Source organism: Micromonospora sp. NPDC003241, assembly GCF_053589795.1.
Window position 1 is genome coordinate 54005 of record NZ_JBSFSO010000005.1, and the last position, 18662, is coordinate 72666.

2 protein-coding genes (1 of these 2 cut by a window edge) are annotated in these 18662 nt (G+C 71.7%); both read left to right on the forward strand.

Annotated features, from left to right (window positions below):
* Window positions 1–16458, forward strand: partial view of a hypothetical protein gene (locus ACWDVW_RS05985; protein WP_449945388.1) — the end only. It extends 22581 nt beyond the left edge of the window; the window shows 16458 of its 39039 coding nt (coding positions 22582–39039); its start codon lies off the left edge, out of view; the stop codon is at window positions 16456–16458.
* Window positions 16459–16522: 64 nt separating this feature from the next.
* Entirely contained in the window at window positions 16523–18604 is a 2082-nt protein-coding gene (locus tag ACWDVW_RS05990; RefSeq protein WP_449945390.1) for a hypothetical protein, read from the forward strand.
* Window positions 18605–18662 lie beyond the last annotated feature (58 nt).

Consider the following 18662-nt stretch of genomic DNA (forward strand, 5'->3'; position numbering starts at 1 on the left):
ACGGTGAGCCTGTGGACACCGTCGGACCTGTCCTGGCGCGTCGAGCCCGGCGTCACGCCGACTACCCTTCCCGCCGCGACGCACACCCCACCACTCGAGATCGCCCCCGCGGAGGCCCGACTGACATTGGACGGTGCCCGGTCGCAGCTGCTGACCCGTGCCACCCACATCGACGCGATGGACGTACAACCGGGGGTGTTGACGAGCCTCGCCGAACTGGCGATGCGCGACGTCAGCAACGGATCGCCGATCATGACCACCTCGGGGACCCCGGTCAACGAGGCGTTGAACGACGCGCTCGAGGAGTCGGTGCAGAAGGGGCACTTCAGCACACTCACCGCGCCAGGCGGGTTCCAACTGGGCGGTCTGCTCGGTGACGGCAGCTACGCCGACTGGCACGCCGGGGTGGCGGCGCGGATCGTGCCGGTCAACTGGCGACTGGAGCAGTACATCGACGCGCTGTCCGTGGAGGACTACTACCGGGGCACCAGCGGTGCGTTCGTCTCGCGAGGCGGGGGAACCAAGTGGACCGGCGGCGTGGTGCTCGGACCCGGCTGGACTCCCGGCCATCCCGCTGGACGCTTCGCCGGCCGTCTCTTCGGGAGCTACTACTACGACCGGGAGCGGATCCGGGCCATGCGCCGGGAGGTCACCGGCGCCCAGGAACGCAACCGGTCGCACACCGGCCGCTACCTGGTGCTGAAGGCGGATCTGCAGTACCTCGCCCTGGCCACCGCACGGTGGGGCAACCTGCTCACCGAACTGCCCGTCACTCGGGACCTGATGATGATGCTGCCCAACCGGCGAGGTCCGCTGCTGCGGTCGTCGGCTTGGCAGGCGACGGTCCCCGACGCACTGTACGTCTACATCGCCGAGTCGGACCTCCAGGATCTGGCTCTGCTGATCGATCCCCAGGATCCGGCGACGGCGAGGCTGCTGGCCGGGCTGCTACCGCCTCCACTCGGGCGGGAGCGGGCCTGGCGAGCGCCCGAGCCGATGCGGCTCGGGCAGGGTCTGACGATCAACGTTCTCGAAGACAAGATCGACCTGGACGAGCTGAGGGCGTTGCTCCACGACCAACTTGCCGAACAGATCGCCGGAGCGCTGCCCGACGATCTCGCCGACGACGTACTCGGTGGTCTGCGTCACCTGCTGGCCGGGGTCCGCGCTGACGGGGTCAACGCCTTCCTCGACGACCTGCTCGAAGGCGGGATCCCGTTGGTGCTGCGCCGACGGACCTATGCGGGGCGGCGAGTCGTCGAGGTGTCCGTGCGGCTGCGGCAGAGGGGCGAACCCGTCTTCCGGGACCTGCGACACGACGTGAGCATCGAACACCATCACATCGCCCACATCCGGCAGGAGGAGAACGACACGGTCTCCCGCCGCCACCTGGGCGCGCTGCAGGGACTGGCCGGCGACGGCACCGTGCACGGCCCGGTCTTCGCGCTGATGCCGGGGGGTGCGGTGGGAGGCGCTCGGGGCCGATCCACGCACCGTCACCAGGCGCGCTTGCTGCGGGTGCACACCACGGTGACGTCCACCGGGCCGACGGTGCGATTCGCGGTGAATCTCCTACCGGAGGCCGTCGTCGACTACGCGGACGGCATCACCGAAGTCATCTCCGGTGTGCCGATACAGCCGCTGGTTCGGGTACCCGAGACGATGAGCACTCCAGCGCTTCCGGAGGGCGGCGACGTGGCGGACGTTTCGCCGGGGCCCGCGACGATCCGGTTGTTGGCGTCCTGGGAGGTGGAGCCGGCCCGGCTGGTGCGATGGAAGAACGACCCGCTCGCGGTCCGCCTACCCGCGTTCTTCGGGCCCGGCCAGGCCCGGGGAGCCGTGACGCTGCGGCTCGCGGCGCAGCGCCTGCTCACCATGATGGTCACCGGTAGCATCGGTCTGCCGGGCAGCGACCTCACGGCGATGGATCGGATCGGCTCCTCCTACCAGGTGGCCGGATCGGACGCGAGCGCCACCCTGAAATCCCTGTTCACGCGAACTGTCCTGAGCAGCACCTTCTTCCAGATCAACGACGCGAGCGACCGGGACTCCGCCGGCCGCCTGCCGGATGTGGACGGCGAGCAGGCCGGGCTGGCCCTGCCGACGGTGTCGGTGCTCTCAGTCCGGAGCGTGACGCAGGGCTCGTGGCGGGACGTGGACGCCCGGCTTCTTGCCAACCTGCGCAACGTGCGCCTGCACTCGGTGTCCGGGTCCGCAGGTGAGGTCGTCCGGATCGAGCGGCGCAAGGTGACGCTCACCCCCTCGGGCGTCGATTACCAGCACGCGGACAGCGGGATCCAGGACCTGCTCTTCCAGACCTCGTTCGACCACCAGAACCAGCGTGACGGCAAGATCAACGAAACCGACCTGTTCGCCCTCACCGGGGTGAACGAGACGTCCAACACCGAGGACGACGCCGTCGGTGACGAGGGTGAACCGGCCGGCTACCGCAGCATCCGCGACATCGGACGTACCTACGAGTACCGGGCCGACGTCGTGTACCGGATCGTCGCGACGCTCGACGGTCGAGCCGAAGGCGTCGAGGTGGTCATCCCCGACGGCTTCTGGTTCCGGCTGCGCGAGCGGGAGGCGTTCACCACCCACCTTATGACGCCGCGGGTCGCCGCGGCGCTGACGTCACCCATCGAGATGGTCGACGCGGCCGCCGCCACCTACCGCAGGGCCGCGCAGGAGGCGGATGACGCCTGGCACCGGATGATCGTGGCCGGGCAGGATCTCACCCAGCGGATCGAGGCCGAGCAGCAGGCGTGGCAACGTCTTCTCGATGCGGTTCCGGCAGACCGCACGAACGACCTGCCCAGCCGTGTCGAGAGCCTGCTCTCGCGATGGACCGCTCATCGCGACGACGATTACCGGCCGCAGATCCAGGAGTACCAGGAGGCCCGCGAGGCGTACGTCGAAGCCCTCCGAGAGGCCTCCGCGGCCAACCGGAGATTCCGCGAGGAGCAGGCTACGCCCGTGTTCGACATCTCCATCGCCGAGCCGGGTGTCGCAGCCGAACTGCCGGCCGGGCGGGCGGCGGCGGAGGCGGCCGACGACACGGTGGCGTTCCGGCGGGAGGAGTTCGGCAAGGCGTTGAAGGCGCTGTCCGGGCCGGTCAGCCTAGCGCGGCTGACGGACGACCATGCCGAGCTGGGGCCGCTCACGGCGGCCTGGCATGAGGCGATCGATCGGGTACGCACGGCGGCAGGCGAGGCAGCAGGCGAGGCAGATAAGCGTCTCGATGATTACCCGAAGTTGCGTCAGAAGGCCGACGAGGCCGCGAAGCAATTGCGGAACCTGCGGATGTCGCTCAAGTACCAGGTCGCCCGCCTGGTGCCGGGCAACGTCTGGCCGGCCGAGTCCGGACCTCGACCGATGGACGACAGCGGCCTGCCGGCCGCGCCGGCCGCCATCGATCTGGACGCACCAGCCGGCGGAGAGTTCGCGGACGCGGGTGTCCGTTTCCCCGGTGGTCGGTACTGGCCGCCGGAGGCGGGTGGGGCGGAGCCGGCGGTGCCGGAGTCGTTGCCGGTCATCGAGGGTGCGTTCCTGGCCGCGCTGCACGGCGATCGTCGGGGCGTGCGGATCAACGGTCGGCACGTCGCGGTGGCCGGGTTCGCCGAGATCGTGCGGAGGACGCCGGGATGGTCGGGGCAGCCACTGGCACTGGCGATCTGCGACTGCGCCACCGACACCTGGTCCACCCGGTTCGCCGACAGGCTGCGGAGGATCCTGCGGGTGGACGTGTACGCCAGCGACGGCTGGGTGGAGACCGACGACGAGCGGCTGCGGGCGTTCCGCGTGGGCTTCGCGCCGACCGGCGTGCCGGCCTCCAGTGAAGCGGCCCCGGCCGTCGACGAGAAGATCGTGGTGCGGCGTGATCTGGCGGCGTTCTGGCGGTACCCGGCCGACGGTGGTGATCCGGTGCGGGTCGGGCCGGAGCTGGTCGCCGTACCGGCGGTCGAGTCCTTCCCGGGTCTGTCGTGGTCGCTCGATCCGGGCCCGGTGGGTGGGCTCGCCGTGGCAGGCCCGGAGGTGCAGCGTGCCTCGTACGAGTTGGCCCGGACCCACATCGAGGCGCTGACCCGCGCCTGGCAGAGCACGGCCGTCGCGGGGGCGGCCGGTGCACCTGCCGGGTCGGTATGGATCTCCGACCGGTCTGACCCGGGCGGCGCGGATGCGGCCAGGTCCGCCGCCGAGGAGGCGTTGCAGGAACTGGCCGACCACCTCGCCGCTGCCGAGCAGATGCCGGCACCCTCGGTCGAGCTGCTGCCGCACACCGGTCCGTCCGTCGGCCTCGACCCGGTCAACTGGACGGTGCGGATTGCGGTGGACGAGCCGGACCGAATGCTGATGGATCTGCGGCGAGCGGTCCTGGCCGCAGCACAACACTTCCTGGCGCACCGCCTCATGGCGGGGATCGGTGACGAGCGGACCGGCCGGGACGCTGTCGGTCGGCTGGCTCTGGACGCGGCCCGGCGGCACCCGCTGTCCACCGAGGACGCCCAGTGGAACCTGGCCGTGGCACTCCGGCGGGATCTGTACCACCCCGAGTATGGCGACGCCGTCCGTCGGCCGGTCCGGGAGCGACTGCACCGGGCCGCCCGCGACGCCGACCGGCGGCTCCGCCGTGCTGAGAACATTCCCGGGTTCAGTCCACGGGTACGCGAGCGGCTGGCCGAGTCGCGAAACGAGGCGTGGCAGCGGTACACGTCCGCCGTGGAGTCGTACCACAGCTCCCTGACGCAGAGCCAGGCCGAGGCGCTCGAAATGGCCGCGTCGCAGTTCGGCTCGACCCGGGACTGGCGGTCGGAAGTCCTCGGCGCCGACATCATTGCGCCGAAGGGCCACTGGTTGCTGCCCCGGGCCGGCGGTCTGTACGTCGGCCCCGACACGCAGCGGCTCGGTGAGCTGCCGGACCGCCCGGCGCATCCGTCGCGGCTGCGTCTGGTGGTGGACGCCCGGAACGCCGGATCGCTCCGCAGGGCGCAGCGGTGGGTGTGGGCGGCGGTGCAGGCACTGCCCGGTCACCTCGCGGATCGGGTGATGGTGGAGTTGCTGCCGCCCAAACCGCTGGATACCGCCAGGGCGATCAATCTGGCGGCCCGGCTCGGTGGCTCCGGCCGTTCCCTGCTGCTTGGCCGAGACGCGGTGACCGGCGTACCGGCCCGGTCGGAGCAGGTCCGGCCGCTGCGCGCCGGAGGCTGGGACAGCCTCGTCGCGACGGCTACCGAGTTCGAGTTCCGGCCGAGGGACACCGCACCGCCGTCGACGCTGCGCCTCGGCCCGTCCCTGCGCCTGCCACGTCGGCCGGACGGGACCTACCAGCTCGCCGGTCACCGCGACTGGTGGCTGGTCCTGGACGATGAACTGTCGCTGGGCGGGGCTGCGACAGGGCCGGTGCCGTGGGCGGCGGTGACGCAGGCCCGCCGGGTCGCGCGGGCACTGGCCGGCGGCGACGAACTCCATCCGGCACCGCTACGGACGCCGGTCGACGTGGCCGCACCGCTGCCGACGTCGTCCGAGCCCTACACCGCAGAGCCGGACCTGTTCGGCTCGGTCGAGCCGGCGCGCTATTCCTGGTCCGGCGGTGGCGGCGATCTCGGGTTCGCGCTGCCGGACCTGGTGCATGCGCTCGGTGACCTCGCCGGAGTCGACTCGGACGCGCCACCGGACGCGGCCCGCCCGGCGTGGACCCGGCTGGCCGAATCCGTCGGCATCGGGTCCGGTGATCCGTTGGCGCTGCTCGACGTCGGGTTCGTGGCCGCGCTCGCGTACGGCATCGGCGGCCTGGCCTCGGCCCGGTTGACCGCGGTCCGGCAGCTCGTCGCCCTCGACACCGGAGTCTCCGCCGGTGCGGCAGCCGCCTGGCATCGGAGCCCAGCTCAGCTCACCGCTCTGCTGCACGAGCTGTGGGGACTGTCCGACCCGGACCCGGACACACCGCTGGCCCGGGACTGGCTGGTGGTCGCCGTCGAGCTGGCTCCCGGCGCCGCCGACCTTGCCGAGTTGGCCCACCGTCGGCGGCAGCTCTACGCCACGGTCGACGCCTGGATCGACTCGGCCCGTCCCTTGTTCGGCGGACGGGTGTGGTCGGTCGGCGGTGCTGGCATCGAGGACCCGTCGCCGGACGGAGTGGTGATCGCCTACCCGGCTCACGACGACGGCTGGCCGCGTCCCCTGGACCCAGCGGTCGGTGTGGCCGGTGGGGCGGCCTGGCTGACGGTCCTGCTCGACCGGGCCCGCGGCGCCGATCCCGACCGCTTCGGCGGCCCGGTAGTGGTCCGGCCGGTCGGCATCGACGCCCGGTGGCTAGCGGAGCTGCGCCGACAGGCCGGCGCACTCGATCACCGGCTGTCGCAGAGCTTCCAGGTGCAGCCACCCCGCGCGCACACCGAGCCGATCCTGCGTCTGCGGGGCGGACGGGGAGCCCGGGAACTGGAGTTGCCAGCCATCCTGAAACGGCCGGACCCGCAGCGGACCGATGCGCAGTGGGCGATCGCCCGGTCACCGCACGGACTTCGGCTGGATGCCGACGGTGACGTCGGCACCATTCTGGAAGTCGTCGAGCCGCCGTTGCTCGTGCTCGACGACGAGGTGGTCGGGTTCGAACCGGCAGTGATACATGCCGCCACGGCCGAGGCGGCCCGGCGGGCCATCCGGCCGGGCACGCTCGGCTCCCTCTTCCCCGACTACACCGTGGTACCCGAAATGCGGAACGTGCCGCTCGAACCGCTCAGCGCGCGCACGTACGTACAGCACAACTACGGCTTCCCGGTCGAGGACATGCACGAGTTCCTCCGCGACCTGGTCGACTACCCAGGCCAGGTCAGGATCGTGGAGTTCGGCAAGGCCGCCGAGCTGACCGCGCAGGGACTCGTCTTCGGTGAGTACGTGGCGACCGCGTTCAACGGCGGCGTGACGCCCGACCTGACCCGGCCGTCACCCGCCACCACGCTGGCCGGCTACCTGGCTCAGGAGTACACCCGGGTGGGCGCGGTCGCGTCTGCTTACCACACCAGGGAACACCGGCCGAAGAACCTGCTGCTCTGGGCGACCCGGGAGACCTGGCGGGCCGCGCTCGCCGCGCTTCCGGCCGAGTTGCGCCGCTACCTGCACACCCACGCGGACTGGGTCCAGCAGCAGTTCGTCACGCACTTCCAGACCCACCACGCCGAACAACTGGCGCGGGCTGGACGTGGCGCGGATCTGTTGGACGTCGAGGTACCGGGTAAGTCGTTCACCCTGCGCCAGGTGTTCGACAACGTGGTGCGTACCAACCCCGACCGGCCGATCACGCCGGCCGAGGCGCTGAACATCCGCACCTACACCGACGAGATCGACTCCAACGAGGGCCACCTGCGCCATGTCGCACTGCGGGTCGGCGAGGGGCGCATTTTCGGGGCGGCGCACCCGATGTTCGCCTCGCTCCTCGAACGCGACAGCCAATGGCTGTGGCGCCGGGTACGACGGGGATACCAGAAGGTCGCCTTCGCGCGTACGGCGTCGGCCGCTCCACCCACCGTCGCGCTGGCGGACCTGGTGGCGGACCTGCGACGCCAGGTGGCGTCCGGTGAACCGGCCCCGGGTGGCCCGGCCGGGCCCGGACCGGTCTGGCAGGGGGCGCTGCGGCTGCTGACCGGGCTGCTGGAGCACCCGGACCGGCTCGACCTGTCGGCGGCCGGCGACGTGCTGGACCAGGTGCCGCCGCAGCGGCGCGTCGACCTGGCGATGTCGGTGCTGGAGAGCGTGCACCTGCGGCTGGATCCCGCGTTGCGCCGCCGGATCCAGATCGTCGACCTGCGTGCGGTCGAACTGCCTGAGCGCTCGTGGCCCAAGGTCCACGAGTGGTTCCCGAAGGCGGAACTGCGCGTCGTCGACGAGCCGGTCCAGCTCCCACTGGGCTGGACGCAGGTCAGTGACCGGTTCGGTGGGGCCAACAGCGCGCCGGTACGGGTGCCGGTGAACGAGGTCGCGCAGCGGTTGGTGGAGTTGGCCGGGGACCGACACCGGTTGACCGGATTCGCGCGTGCCCTGGGGCTGACCAGCGACCCGGCCACCGGTGCCGACGCCAGGGAGGCGCTGCACGATCTGGCGTACCTGACCGCTGCGGTGTCCGGCGTGAGGTTCGGCCGGGCCGACCTGGAGCGCCTCGTCGGGCTGCTGACGGCGCTGCGCAGCGACCGCCGACTGGTGACCTGGGGTGACCTGGAAACGGCGGTCGGCCGGCTCTCCGCCGACCAGCCGTGGATCGTGACGCTGTCCGTGGCGGACGTCCGCTGGCTGCTGGAGGTGCTGGCCGACGGCGACCGGCGGGCAGCGCACGCGCTCCTGCGTGAGGCGGCGGCGCTGGCCCGGTGGGTGTACGGCCCCGAGCCGCGCGAGGGAAGCCTGGCCCGGTTGGGGCAGACCATCAAGGTCCTCACCGGGCGGACCTTCGTCGGGGAGACCGACCTTCGGCAGGCCGTCGTCGCCGTTACCGGCGGCGACCCGGCGAACCTTCCCGGAACCGACGTCGCCCTGACGGCCACGCTCATCACCGACCTGGACAAGCGCGAACCGGTGACGGTCGACCTGTTGCGCGAGGTGACGGCACTTACCGCCCGGCTCTTCGATCGCCAGGACCGGGCGGCGGACCTCGTCGGCACGGCCCGGCTGGTGTCCGTGTTGCCGGACCGGCCGAGGCTGGACGACCCGGCCGCCCTGATCCCGCCGTTCCGGAAGCTGGTCTGGAACGACCTACGGGTCTCCGAGATGCAGCCACGACACCTGCGCTGGCTGGCTCAGATTCTGCACGCGTTCCCTGACGATGCGCCGGAGATGCTGCAGTTGTTGGCCCGGGACACCGCTGTCCTGTTCGGTGAGACGGCCAAGGCGGACAACATGGTCGGCTTGGGTCGCCTGATCGGCGTCCTGGTCGGTCCCGGTCGCTGGAACACCAGGCTGGACAGCCTCATCAGCCTGTTGAGTTACCTGGAGCTTCCCGCCGACCGCGCGCGGTTCTATCCATCCTATATCGACCTGCGAGCGCTGATCCTGGAGATTCGCCGGGCCGACGCGGAAGGTGTAGACGCCGCCGCTGCGGTACGCGGCTTCGCCCGGCTCGCCTGGTCCGTGTTCGGCCCGTCCGCCGACCAGCAGCCGATGGCGGGGGACCTGGCGGCACTGACCTACCTCGTCCAGGCGTTGGAGCTCGACCTATCGTCGGAGAACCGGGACGGACTGGTGGCCGCCGTGCGGCGGGAGATCTTTGCCGACGACCCGCTCTGGACGGGCGGTGCCGCCGAGGTCCGAGCAGTGGCGAGAGCGTTCCTCGCGGACGGCGCAAGCAGCGGGAGCGCGCAGCGGCTCCGGCGTCAGGTGTGGGCGTTCGAGCCGCCCGGTACCCCGGCCATGACCGAGCTGGCGCAGAACTGGCGACAGACCCTGCAGGGCTGGCTGGCGGGTCTCGCTCCGGCGGACGCCGGACCGGGCTGGTTGGCACACCAGACCGGTCTGCGACACGGAACCGGCCTGCGGCAGCGGTTCGGCCGGCTGCTCAACGAGGGCCTGCCGGCGGACAGCGCCGAGCAGCAGTCGTTGCTGACCATGAGCGTGTGGGTGCGGGCGCTGTTCGGCACCCGGACCACCGTGGCGCATGTCGCGTCGATGCGCCGGTTGTCGGCCGCGCTGTCGGAGAAGGACGGGACCCCGATCCGGTGGGGCAACCGCTTCGACACGGCGGTGTGGGCGCTGCGCGGTGGCGACTCCGCCACGGTCAGCCACGGCGAGCTGAGGCGGCTGCTGGCGGCCGTGGAGCACGCCAAGACCACCCGACGTGACCGGCCGGTACGGGTGGCGGACCTGCCCGCGGCCTGGGCGGCGGTGGGCAGCGCGCCGGAGCCGGCCGGCGGCTCCGCGCCCGCATCGCGGGGCGGGCGCAAGGACCAGGTCGCCGGACTGACGGCGGGCGACGTGTGGGCGACCGGCGATGCGTCGCGCGCCTCGGACGACAGCGATCTGCCGGCCGCGTCCACGCCTGCACCGTACGACGGCGTGGGTGCAGAGTTCGCGGACGCAGGCGTCGGTTTCCCCGGCGGGCGGTACTGGTCGCCAGGGGCGAGCGGTCCGGAAGCCACTGTGCCGCAGTCGCTGTCGGCCATCCCCGGTGCCTTCGTGGTCGCGGTGCACGGCGACGCCCGAGGCGTACGGATCAACGGTCGGCACGTCTCGGTGGCCCGGTACGCCGAGATCATCCGTGCGACGCCGGGGTGGCGGGGACAGCCGCTGGCGCTGGCGATCTGCGACTGCGCGACGGACTCCTGGTCGACCCGCCTCGCCGACACGCTCCGCCGCATCCTGGGCGTGGACGTGTACGCCAGTGACGGCTGGGTCGAGAGCGAGCCGGGGCGGCTGCGGGCGCTGCACGTCGGCTTCGACGCGACCGGCGAGTACGCGCTGCGGCGCGACCTGGCGGCGTTCTGGCGGTACCCGGCGGACGGCAGCGATCCGGTGCGGATCGGGCCGGAGCTGACCGAGGTGCCGGCGGTCGGGCAGCCGTCGGCACCGCCCACGTCGTTCGACCCGCACCCGGCGAACGGGTTCGCCATGGCCGACCCCGAGGTGCAGCGGGCCTCCCACGACCTGGCCCGGGCCCACTTCGACACGCTGCTGCGAGCCTGGCAGAGCACGGCCGTCACAGGGGCGGACGATGCCGCTGTCACCGCCGCCGAGGACGCGCTGCGGGAACTGGCCGCTCATCTCGCCAGCGTCGAACAGATGCCGCCGCCCTCGGTCGACCTGCTGCCGCCGGACACCGACGGCATCCTCGGCGTGACCTTCGACCGTTCCACCTGGACCGTGCGGGTGGTGCTGGACGAGCCGGACGGGATGCTCGTCGGGCTGCGGCGGGAGGTGCTGGTCGCCGCGCAGCACTTCCTCGTGCACCGTTCGGTCGCGGCGACCGGCGACGAGCGGTCCTGGCAGCAGGTCACGCAGGGGGTGACCGACCAGACCGCGCTGGACGCGGCCCGCACGAACCCGCTGCCCGTCGACGACGATCGGCACGGTCTGGCCACGGCGCTCCGGCAGGACCTGTTCGACCCCGCGCACGGCGACGCGGTCCGCAGGCCGGCCCGGGAGCAGCTTCACCAGGACGGCCGCGACGCCGACCGGCGGCTGGCCGAGGCGACGGAGACCCCCGGCTTCAGCCCCCGGACGCTGGCCTGGCTCGGTGTCGCCCGCGAGCAGACCTGGGAGCGTGCGACGACGGCCTCCGCACTGCACCTCGCGTCGCTGGCCCAGACGCAGGCGGACGACCTGGAACTGACCTCGTCGACCCTCGGCTCGGCCCGGGACTGGCGGGTCGATCTGGCCGACGCGGACCTCACCGCACCGCCCGGACAGCACCTGCTGGCCCGCCCCGACGGCCTGTACGTCGGCCCCGACCTCCAGGCCCTCGGTGACCTGCCGGAACGCTCGTCGCACCCGAGCCGCCTGCGGGTGGTGGTAGACGCCCGGGCGGCTGCCGCCGCATCGGCGGTGCACGCGGCGCTGGACATGCTGCCCGATCACCTCAGGGCACACGCGATGGTGGAGGTGCTGCCGGCGGCACCGCTGGCGACCGATCAGGCCGTGGAACTGGCTGACCAACTCGGCGGGAGCCGGTCGCTGCTACTGGGCCGCGGCGCGCTGGCCGAGGTGCCGGTGCGATCGGGGTGGATCCGTCCGCTGCGTACCGGCGGGTGGGACAGCCTCGGTGCGACGGCCACCGAATTCGAGTTCCTGCCGTCGCACGCGGCGGCGTACTCGGTGCTGCGGCCCGGTCCGGGCCTGACGCTGCCGTCGACCCGGGGCGGCGGCTACGCGCTCACCGACCACAACGACTGGTGGCTGAGGCTCGACGACGAGCTGACCCTGCACACGGGACCGGCGGACGAGCCCGCACCCTGGGCGGCGGTGGTGCTGGCCCGCCGGGTCAGCCGGGCCCTGACCGGAGGCGACAGCGTCCATCCGCACCCGCTGCGGGTCCCGAACGTGGTGGCCGGTCAACCTGCGTTCCCCGACCGACTCGCACCGACGGCGGACACGTCCGACCTGATCGAGGCCCTCTTCGGGGCGATCGACCCAGGTCGTTACCGGTGGCCCGGCGACGACGGTGGCATCGCCTTCGGCCTGCCGGACCTGGTACGCGCCATCGGTGACCAGGCGAGCACCACGTCGAGTGAGCCGCCTGCGGTCCGCCTGTCCTGGTCACACCTGGCCGAGTCGGTCGGTGTCGACCCGCGCCGCCCCTCGGCCCTGCTCGACGCCGGGTTCGTCGCCGCGATCGCCTACGGCATCGGTGGGTTGAGCTGGCCCCGGCTGGCCGCAGCCGGTCGGCTCCTCGCCCTGGACGGACCGGCCGGCGACGTGGATCCGGCCCGCCTCACCGCCTTCGTACACCGGCTGTGGGCGCTGCCCGCACCGGCGTCGGACGAGCCGTTGGCGCTCGACTGGCTGGTGACGGCGCTGGAGCTGGCCACCGGTGCGGTCGACGCCGACGAGGTGGCGCAGCGGGTGACGCAGACGTACGCGACGATCGACGATTGGATCGGCTCGGCGCGGTCCTCGTCGGAGGGACGGGTGTGGTCGCTCGGCGGTGTCCGTGCCGAGGAACCGTCGCCGGACGGGGTGGTGGTCGGCTACCCGGCCCGCGAGGACGGCAGGCCCCGGCAACAGGACCCGGCCGTGGGCGTACCCGGCGGGGCGGCCTGGCTGACCGTTCTGCTCGACCGGCTGCGGGCCGCGAACCCGGACGTGTTCGACGGGCCGGTGGTGTTCCGGCCGGTCGGCCTCGGCACCCGGTGGTTCCCGAAGTTGTGGTTCCGAGCCGGCGAGCTCGACCACCGGTTCGGCCTGGACTTCCAGGTGCAGCCGCCGCGCTCCTTGACGGCCGGTAGCGGCGAGCAGGCCGACGCGGCCACGCCGCCGACCGGTACGGCACCGACGGCCGCCCTCGCGCGCCATCGTGCCCTGGCCGGGCTGACCGGGGTCGCGTCGGGGACGAACGCGTTGACCGACGTCGCCCGGCGGGAGACCGTCCGGCTCCGGCGGAGGATGGCGGCGCATGCGGAGGCGTCGCCGCAGACCTCAGCCGTCATTCACGTCGCCGAGGAGGGCCGGGGCGGCACGACCTTCCGGGCGGTGCGGGTGCTCGTCGACGAGAGCGGTCTGCGCGGCCTCGACCCGGAGACCGGGCTGCCGGACCGGGACTACCGGTGGGCGGGTAACGGCCGGTGGGAGACCGTGGGCCGGCTGCGCGGCGGGCGGGGCGGCAAGGAACTGGAGACGTCCCGCCTCAAGTGGCCCGGTGACGCGTCGCCTCGCAATGCCAGACGGATCGCGACGTCCACGGACGGATTCCGTCTCGATGCGGATGGACATTGGGGCGACGTTCTGGAGATCGTCGAACCGGCGACACTCGTGCTGGACGACGAAGAGGTGGGTGCAGACCCGCACTCCGTGGCCCGGACGACCGCTGACGCGATTGCAAGGGCATCGCAGCCTGTCACCCTCGGCGAGGCGTTCTCGGACTGGGCGGTCGCTCCCTATTTCCGGCACATGGTGATTCTTCCCAGTAGGAGTCACGGCATTGAGGCACAGCACAATTACGGTCTGCCGGTCGAGGGCATGTACCGCTTCCTGGAAGACCTCGTCGACCATCAACGTCGGCACCACCCCGAAACGCGCGTCGACAAGCTGGCCCTGCTCGACGAAGGTCTGGACTTCGGCCGGCTGATCGCCACGGAGTTCAACGGTGGCCTGCGCCCCGATCTGACCATGTCCTCCCTGGCCACGACCCTCGCGGGTTACCTGGCTCACGAGTACACGCGGGTCGGTGCGGTCGCGTCGAGGTTCTATCAGGTCAGAACTGTGCCGAAGAACCTGTTGCTGTGGGCCACCCGGGAGACGTTCCATGCCGCGCTGATGGCGCTTCCGCAGGAGTTGCGGCAGTACCTGGCGACGAACGCCGCACGGATCCAGCGCCTGTTCGCCGACCACTATCGTCGGCGCTACGGCGTCAAGCTGGACCTGAACGTAAGCCCGGGTGAACTGCGGAACCTGCTGGACGATCGAATGCCAGGTGGAGGGTTCACGGTGCGGGATCTGCTGGACAACGTCCTTCGCCCGAATCCCGGCCGGATCATCGGGGTGGCCGAGGCGCTCGGCATCACCACGGAATTCACTGCGGTCGACACCAACGAAGGGCATCTGACCCACGTCGCGTTGCGGGTCGGGGAGGAGCGGGGCTTCGGCCATGCCACAGCATGGTTCCGCGCCGAGGTCGAACAGGACGAGGAGTGGCTCCGAAGGAGGGTGCGTAGGAGTTACCAGCGGGTCGTCCTCGAACGCTCGGCACAGAAGTTGGTCAGCGCGGTCGATCTCGTCGAGGTGGAATCCGATCTTCTTCGCCAACTGTCGTCGCTCGACGGTTCGGCCGAGGGGATGGGCCGAGAGGCGACCGACCTGCGCCGTACCTGGCAGGGCACGCTGCGATTGGTGGTAGGCCTTCAGGACGTACCCAGCCGGCTCTCCCTGTCGACGGTCGCACCGTTGTTGGCGCAGGTCCCCGAGGGCCGCCGACCGGTTCTGGCAATCGGCCTGCTGGAAAGCGTGAACCTGCGACTGGATCCGGCGCTGCGACGGCAGATCTTCAACGTGGACGTGCGCGGAGCAGGCCTGGCCGAACCGGTCTTGCTCAAGGTCCAGCGGTGGTTCCCGAAAGCCTGGCTTCGGGTGGCGGACGACCAGATTTGGCCACCACTGCGGTGGGCGCAGCTCAGTGACCGGTTCCGTGGGGCGAACACCGCACCGGAGCGCGTGTCGGTCCGGCAGGTTGCCGAACGGCTGGCGGACCTGGCCGGGGGCGCGTACCGGATCACGGAGTTGGCCCTGAACCTTGGGGTGGAGGCCGATCTGCCCAGCGACGCGGATGCGGAACAGGTGCTGTACGACATCGCCTACGTCACCGCTCCCGTGTTCGGGCCTGCGTTCAGCGCGAACGACCTGGCACGGATGAGCCGGCTCCTGCTGGTGCTGGGCCGCGATCACCGTCCGTACACGTGGGAACAGATCGAGGTCTCGGTCGGTCGGCTGCTCGGTGCGCCGACGCCTTCGGTCACATTGTCGTCGCGGGACGTGGCGGCACTGGAGGCATTGATCAGCCCCACCGACTCGCCGGAACTGAATCGCGCAGCGCTCCGCAACCATCTGACCAGAGCCGAGATGATCTTCGGGAGCGAGTTCAAGGCGGAAGACATCTCGCGACTCAGCCGCGCCGTGCCGGTTCTGTTGTCGCAGGGACTTCTGGTTGATGACATGAACGCGGCCCGGGCCAGCCGAGCGAGGGTCGCCATCGATGTCGTCGCCACGTTCCGCACACTCATGATGCCCACTGAGGTGAGGAGTCGATTCCTGCACGTGCAGCGGCTGGGTCAGGCCCTCTTCGGGGCGTATCTCCGAGAGCCGGACCTGGTCGGTCTGGCGCGGCTGGTGACCGCACTACCGCAGGGGCTGCCGCTGGACCACACCGCCAGGCTGCAGCGGGCGGTCGCGTCTCTGCTGCGGCGTCGTCTGCCGATGCTCGGCGAGATCCGGCCGATGCACCTCCGCTCGGTGAGCCGCCTCTTCATTCATCCGTGGGCCGATGTCACGGATGAGATTGATTTCCTCGTCAAGGACACCGTCCTCGTCTTCGGGCGCAATGCGGATGCGGAGGACCTGGTCTGGGTGAGTCGCCTCACCCAGGTTCTCCGCGCCGTTGCCATCGACCGCCGGCCCAAGCTGGCTGACGTGACCGCCCTGTGGGTACGGGCAAACGGTCTCGTCCTGGCGCCGAATCGCTCCGATCTGCGGGCACTCATGCACATCGTGCGCGATGCCGACGCGCGCGACGCGGACCCCTATCCCGAATTGGTCGACCTCATCACCTTGGCCCGACAGGTGCTGGGGCGGTCGGTGCGAGGCGGGGACCTCGCGACGCTCGCCCCCCTCCGGGCAGGCGTGCCAGTCCCGCCACCCCCACCCCCGGCAGATCGAGTCGCCGCGGAGGGGACGCTCATCGTCGTCCCTGAGCCCGGTGCGGCCGGGCGGCACGGTGCCGCCGACGCCCGCGCCAATCTGCTGATCCGCTCCATCAGTGGTGGTGATGCCGCGACGATCCGAATGCTCTCCGACCAGACTGACGATGCGAGCACCACTGCTGTCGAAGACGCAGCCGTAGCGTTGCTGGATCGGGTGCTCGCCATCCTCGACGGTCGGCCGGGCCCCCACGTCATGCCGGTCGATCTCGTCGTCGATCTCGTACCGCACAAGCTGGACGCGAGCCGATCCCTCCGCGAGCTGGGAAGACGCAGGCCGGAGCACCACGAACAGCTGGGCGCGCTCAGTCGGTCGCTCTTCGTCTGCCCGCCGGGGACGCCGCCGCGGCCATAACGGGGACTGTCGCGCGTCCCGTCCGGGATGCCACGGTGACGGCGAGACGATGAGGAGCCGTGGCATGGTCACCCACCTTCCCTTGATCACCCGTCCGATGGCGGAGCTGTGCGCCGACGGACGTACGGTGTTCCTGCCCGGCGGGGCGATGGCCGTCGGGACCGACGCGATGCCCACGGCCGACGACCCGTTCGTCCGGCGGGCCGACGCCGCCGCCAGGTTCTCCGGCCCGGTGGCCACGCCACTGTTCCCACAGGCCGACTCGGATCTGTTGCGTCGTATGCTGGACCGGCAGTCGGCCGAGCAACTCGACCTGATGCCGGTGCACTGGCCGGACTCGGCCGGACCGGCGTCCCTGCCGGCGCTGGCACAGTGGGCAGACGACCTGCGGTTGTCGGCGCAGGTGCTGCGTACCCAACTCGACGGCGCGACGGGCGGCGCGGTGCCGTTCGGACCGCACCGCGTCGTCGATCTGGATGCCGAGGGTCGGATCACCGCAGCCGGCACGGGCGTCACGGTCCGGGTGGTGCCGTCGGACCATCGGGCGCCGAGGCCGTGGGCGGAGGCACCCGCCGACGTGCTGGAGATCCTGTCCGGAAAGCCGTACCTCTCCGGGCGGATCGTCTTCTCCGTCGACGGTGTCGAGGTCGGCCTGCCGGCGGCCCTGACCAACCACCGGTACCTCGCGGTGCTGCGTACCCACGGTCTGCGGTTCGCCACCGGTGACGACGCCCTCGCGGCGACCGGCGCCGAGCGGATCGACGAGCCGACCGGGTACGTCGACCTGGCGTACCGGATGGATCAGGCCGGTGCCGGCGCGCACGCCGTGGTCGTCGTGGACGGCCCGGACGGCGAGTCGATCTACCTCGCCGTCAACGACGAGGCCCGCAACCTCTCGCTGCTCGGCCCGGACGGGTCGGTGCTGCTGCCCGCCACCGAATCCGGCCGGATCCGGCTCGCCCTGTACCCCGGGGAGCCGATGAGCGTCGAGGATCGACTGATCCAGCTCGGCGCGGCTCCGGCCGGGAGCCCGGCCGCTGCGTCCACCGGACCTTCCTGGGCAGAGACCACGCGCAACGAGGTCACGCCTTACACCTGGCAGGCGGCCGACGGCACGGGCCGGGTACTGGAGATCATCGGCCCGGTCGGCGCGGTGTCCACGCATGACCTGGGCATCTTGGCAGAGGCGGCCGAGACCCTCGACCAACCGATCATCGTGCTGGCCACCGACCGGCCCGGTCGGCGGCCCGCCCCGGAGCAGGTGGCGCTGCTGAACCGGCGTCTCTTCGTGCACCTGGGGGAGTCGGTCCTGGCCGGCGGCCACGATCCGGTGCCGGTCGTCTACACCCGCGCGTCCGCGTCGCCGGAACTCACCAGGGTGCTCGACGCGTACGGCGCGCCGCTGGTGTACGAGGCACCCGGACTCTCCGCGCCGGGTGCGGGCGGAATGCCGCTGCTCAACCTCGGTAGCGCGTGGACGGCACGGCGGCCGGGTGGCACCCCGGGCGGGGGCGGCCAGGCGACACCGCCCGTCGTGGACGCGCTCAGCGTGGATCTGATCGAGGCGGCCACCGGCCTGCGTCAGGCGCCAGCGTTCACGCCGCCGACCGTCCCGATGGTGTCATTCCTGTCCGTCCCGCTGACCGATCCGCAGGCCATCGTGTCCGGGCTGGACCGCGCCGGACCGGCCCTGCCCGACCAGCACTCCCAGTTGCGGGAGGCGGTCGACCGGGTACCGTCCCTCGCCGGTCACCATGCGGTGCTCAGCCTGGCCAAGCCGCTGCTGCTCGACGGCCCGGCCGGCGGCCCCGGCGGCGCAGCAGGCACCGGCGGCCCGGCCGGCTCCGCAGCCCAGGTCGGCGCGTTGGCGCCGATGCTGGCCGAGCTGGCCGGGGTGTCGTTCGACGACCGGGCCAGCCACGCGATCCTGGCCGCGATCGGTGACCTGGTCGAGGGCACCCGGTCGGCCGACGAGGTGACCGCCGCCATCTGGGAGTTCAAGGACGACCTGCCGCGCGGCGGCGCGGTCCGGCCGAACTGGATCCGCAAGATCAACGCCCTCGTGCCGCTGGTGGCGGAGGGCCACCGGGAACCCCTCGCGCAGATCCAGAAGGCGATCATGACCTGTCCCGACCCGGACACATGAGCCCGTCCCGGCGACTGAACGGGAGGTCACCCCGGCCCGTCGTGGAGGACATGAACGA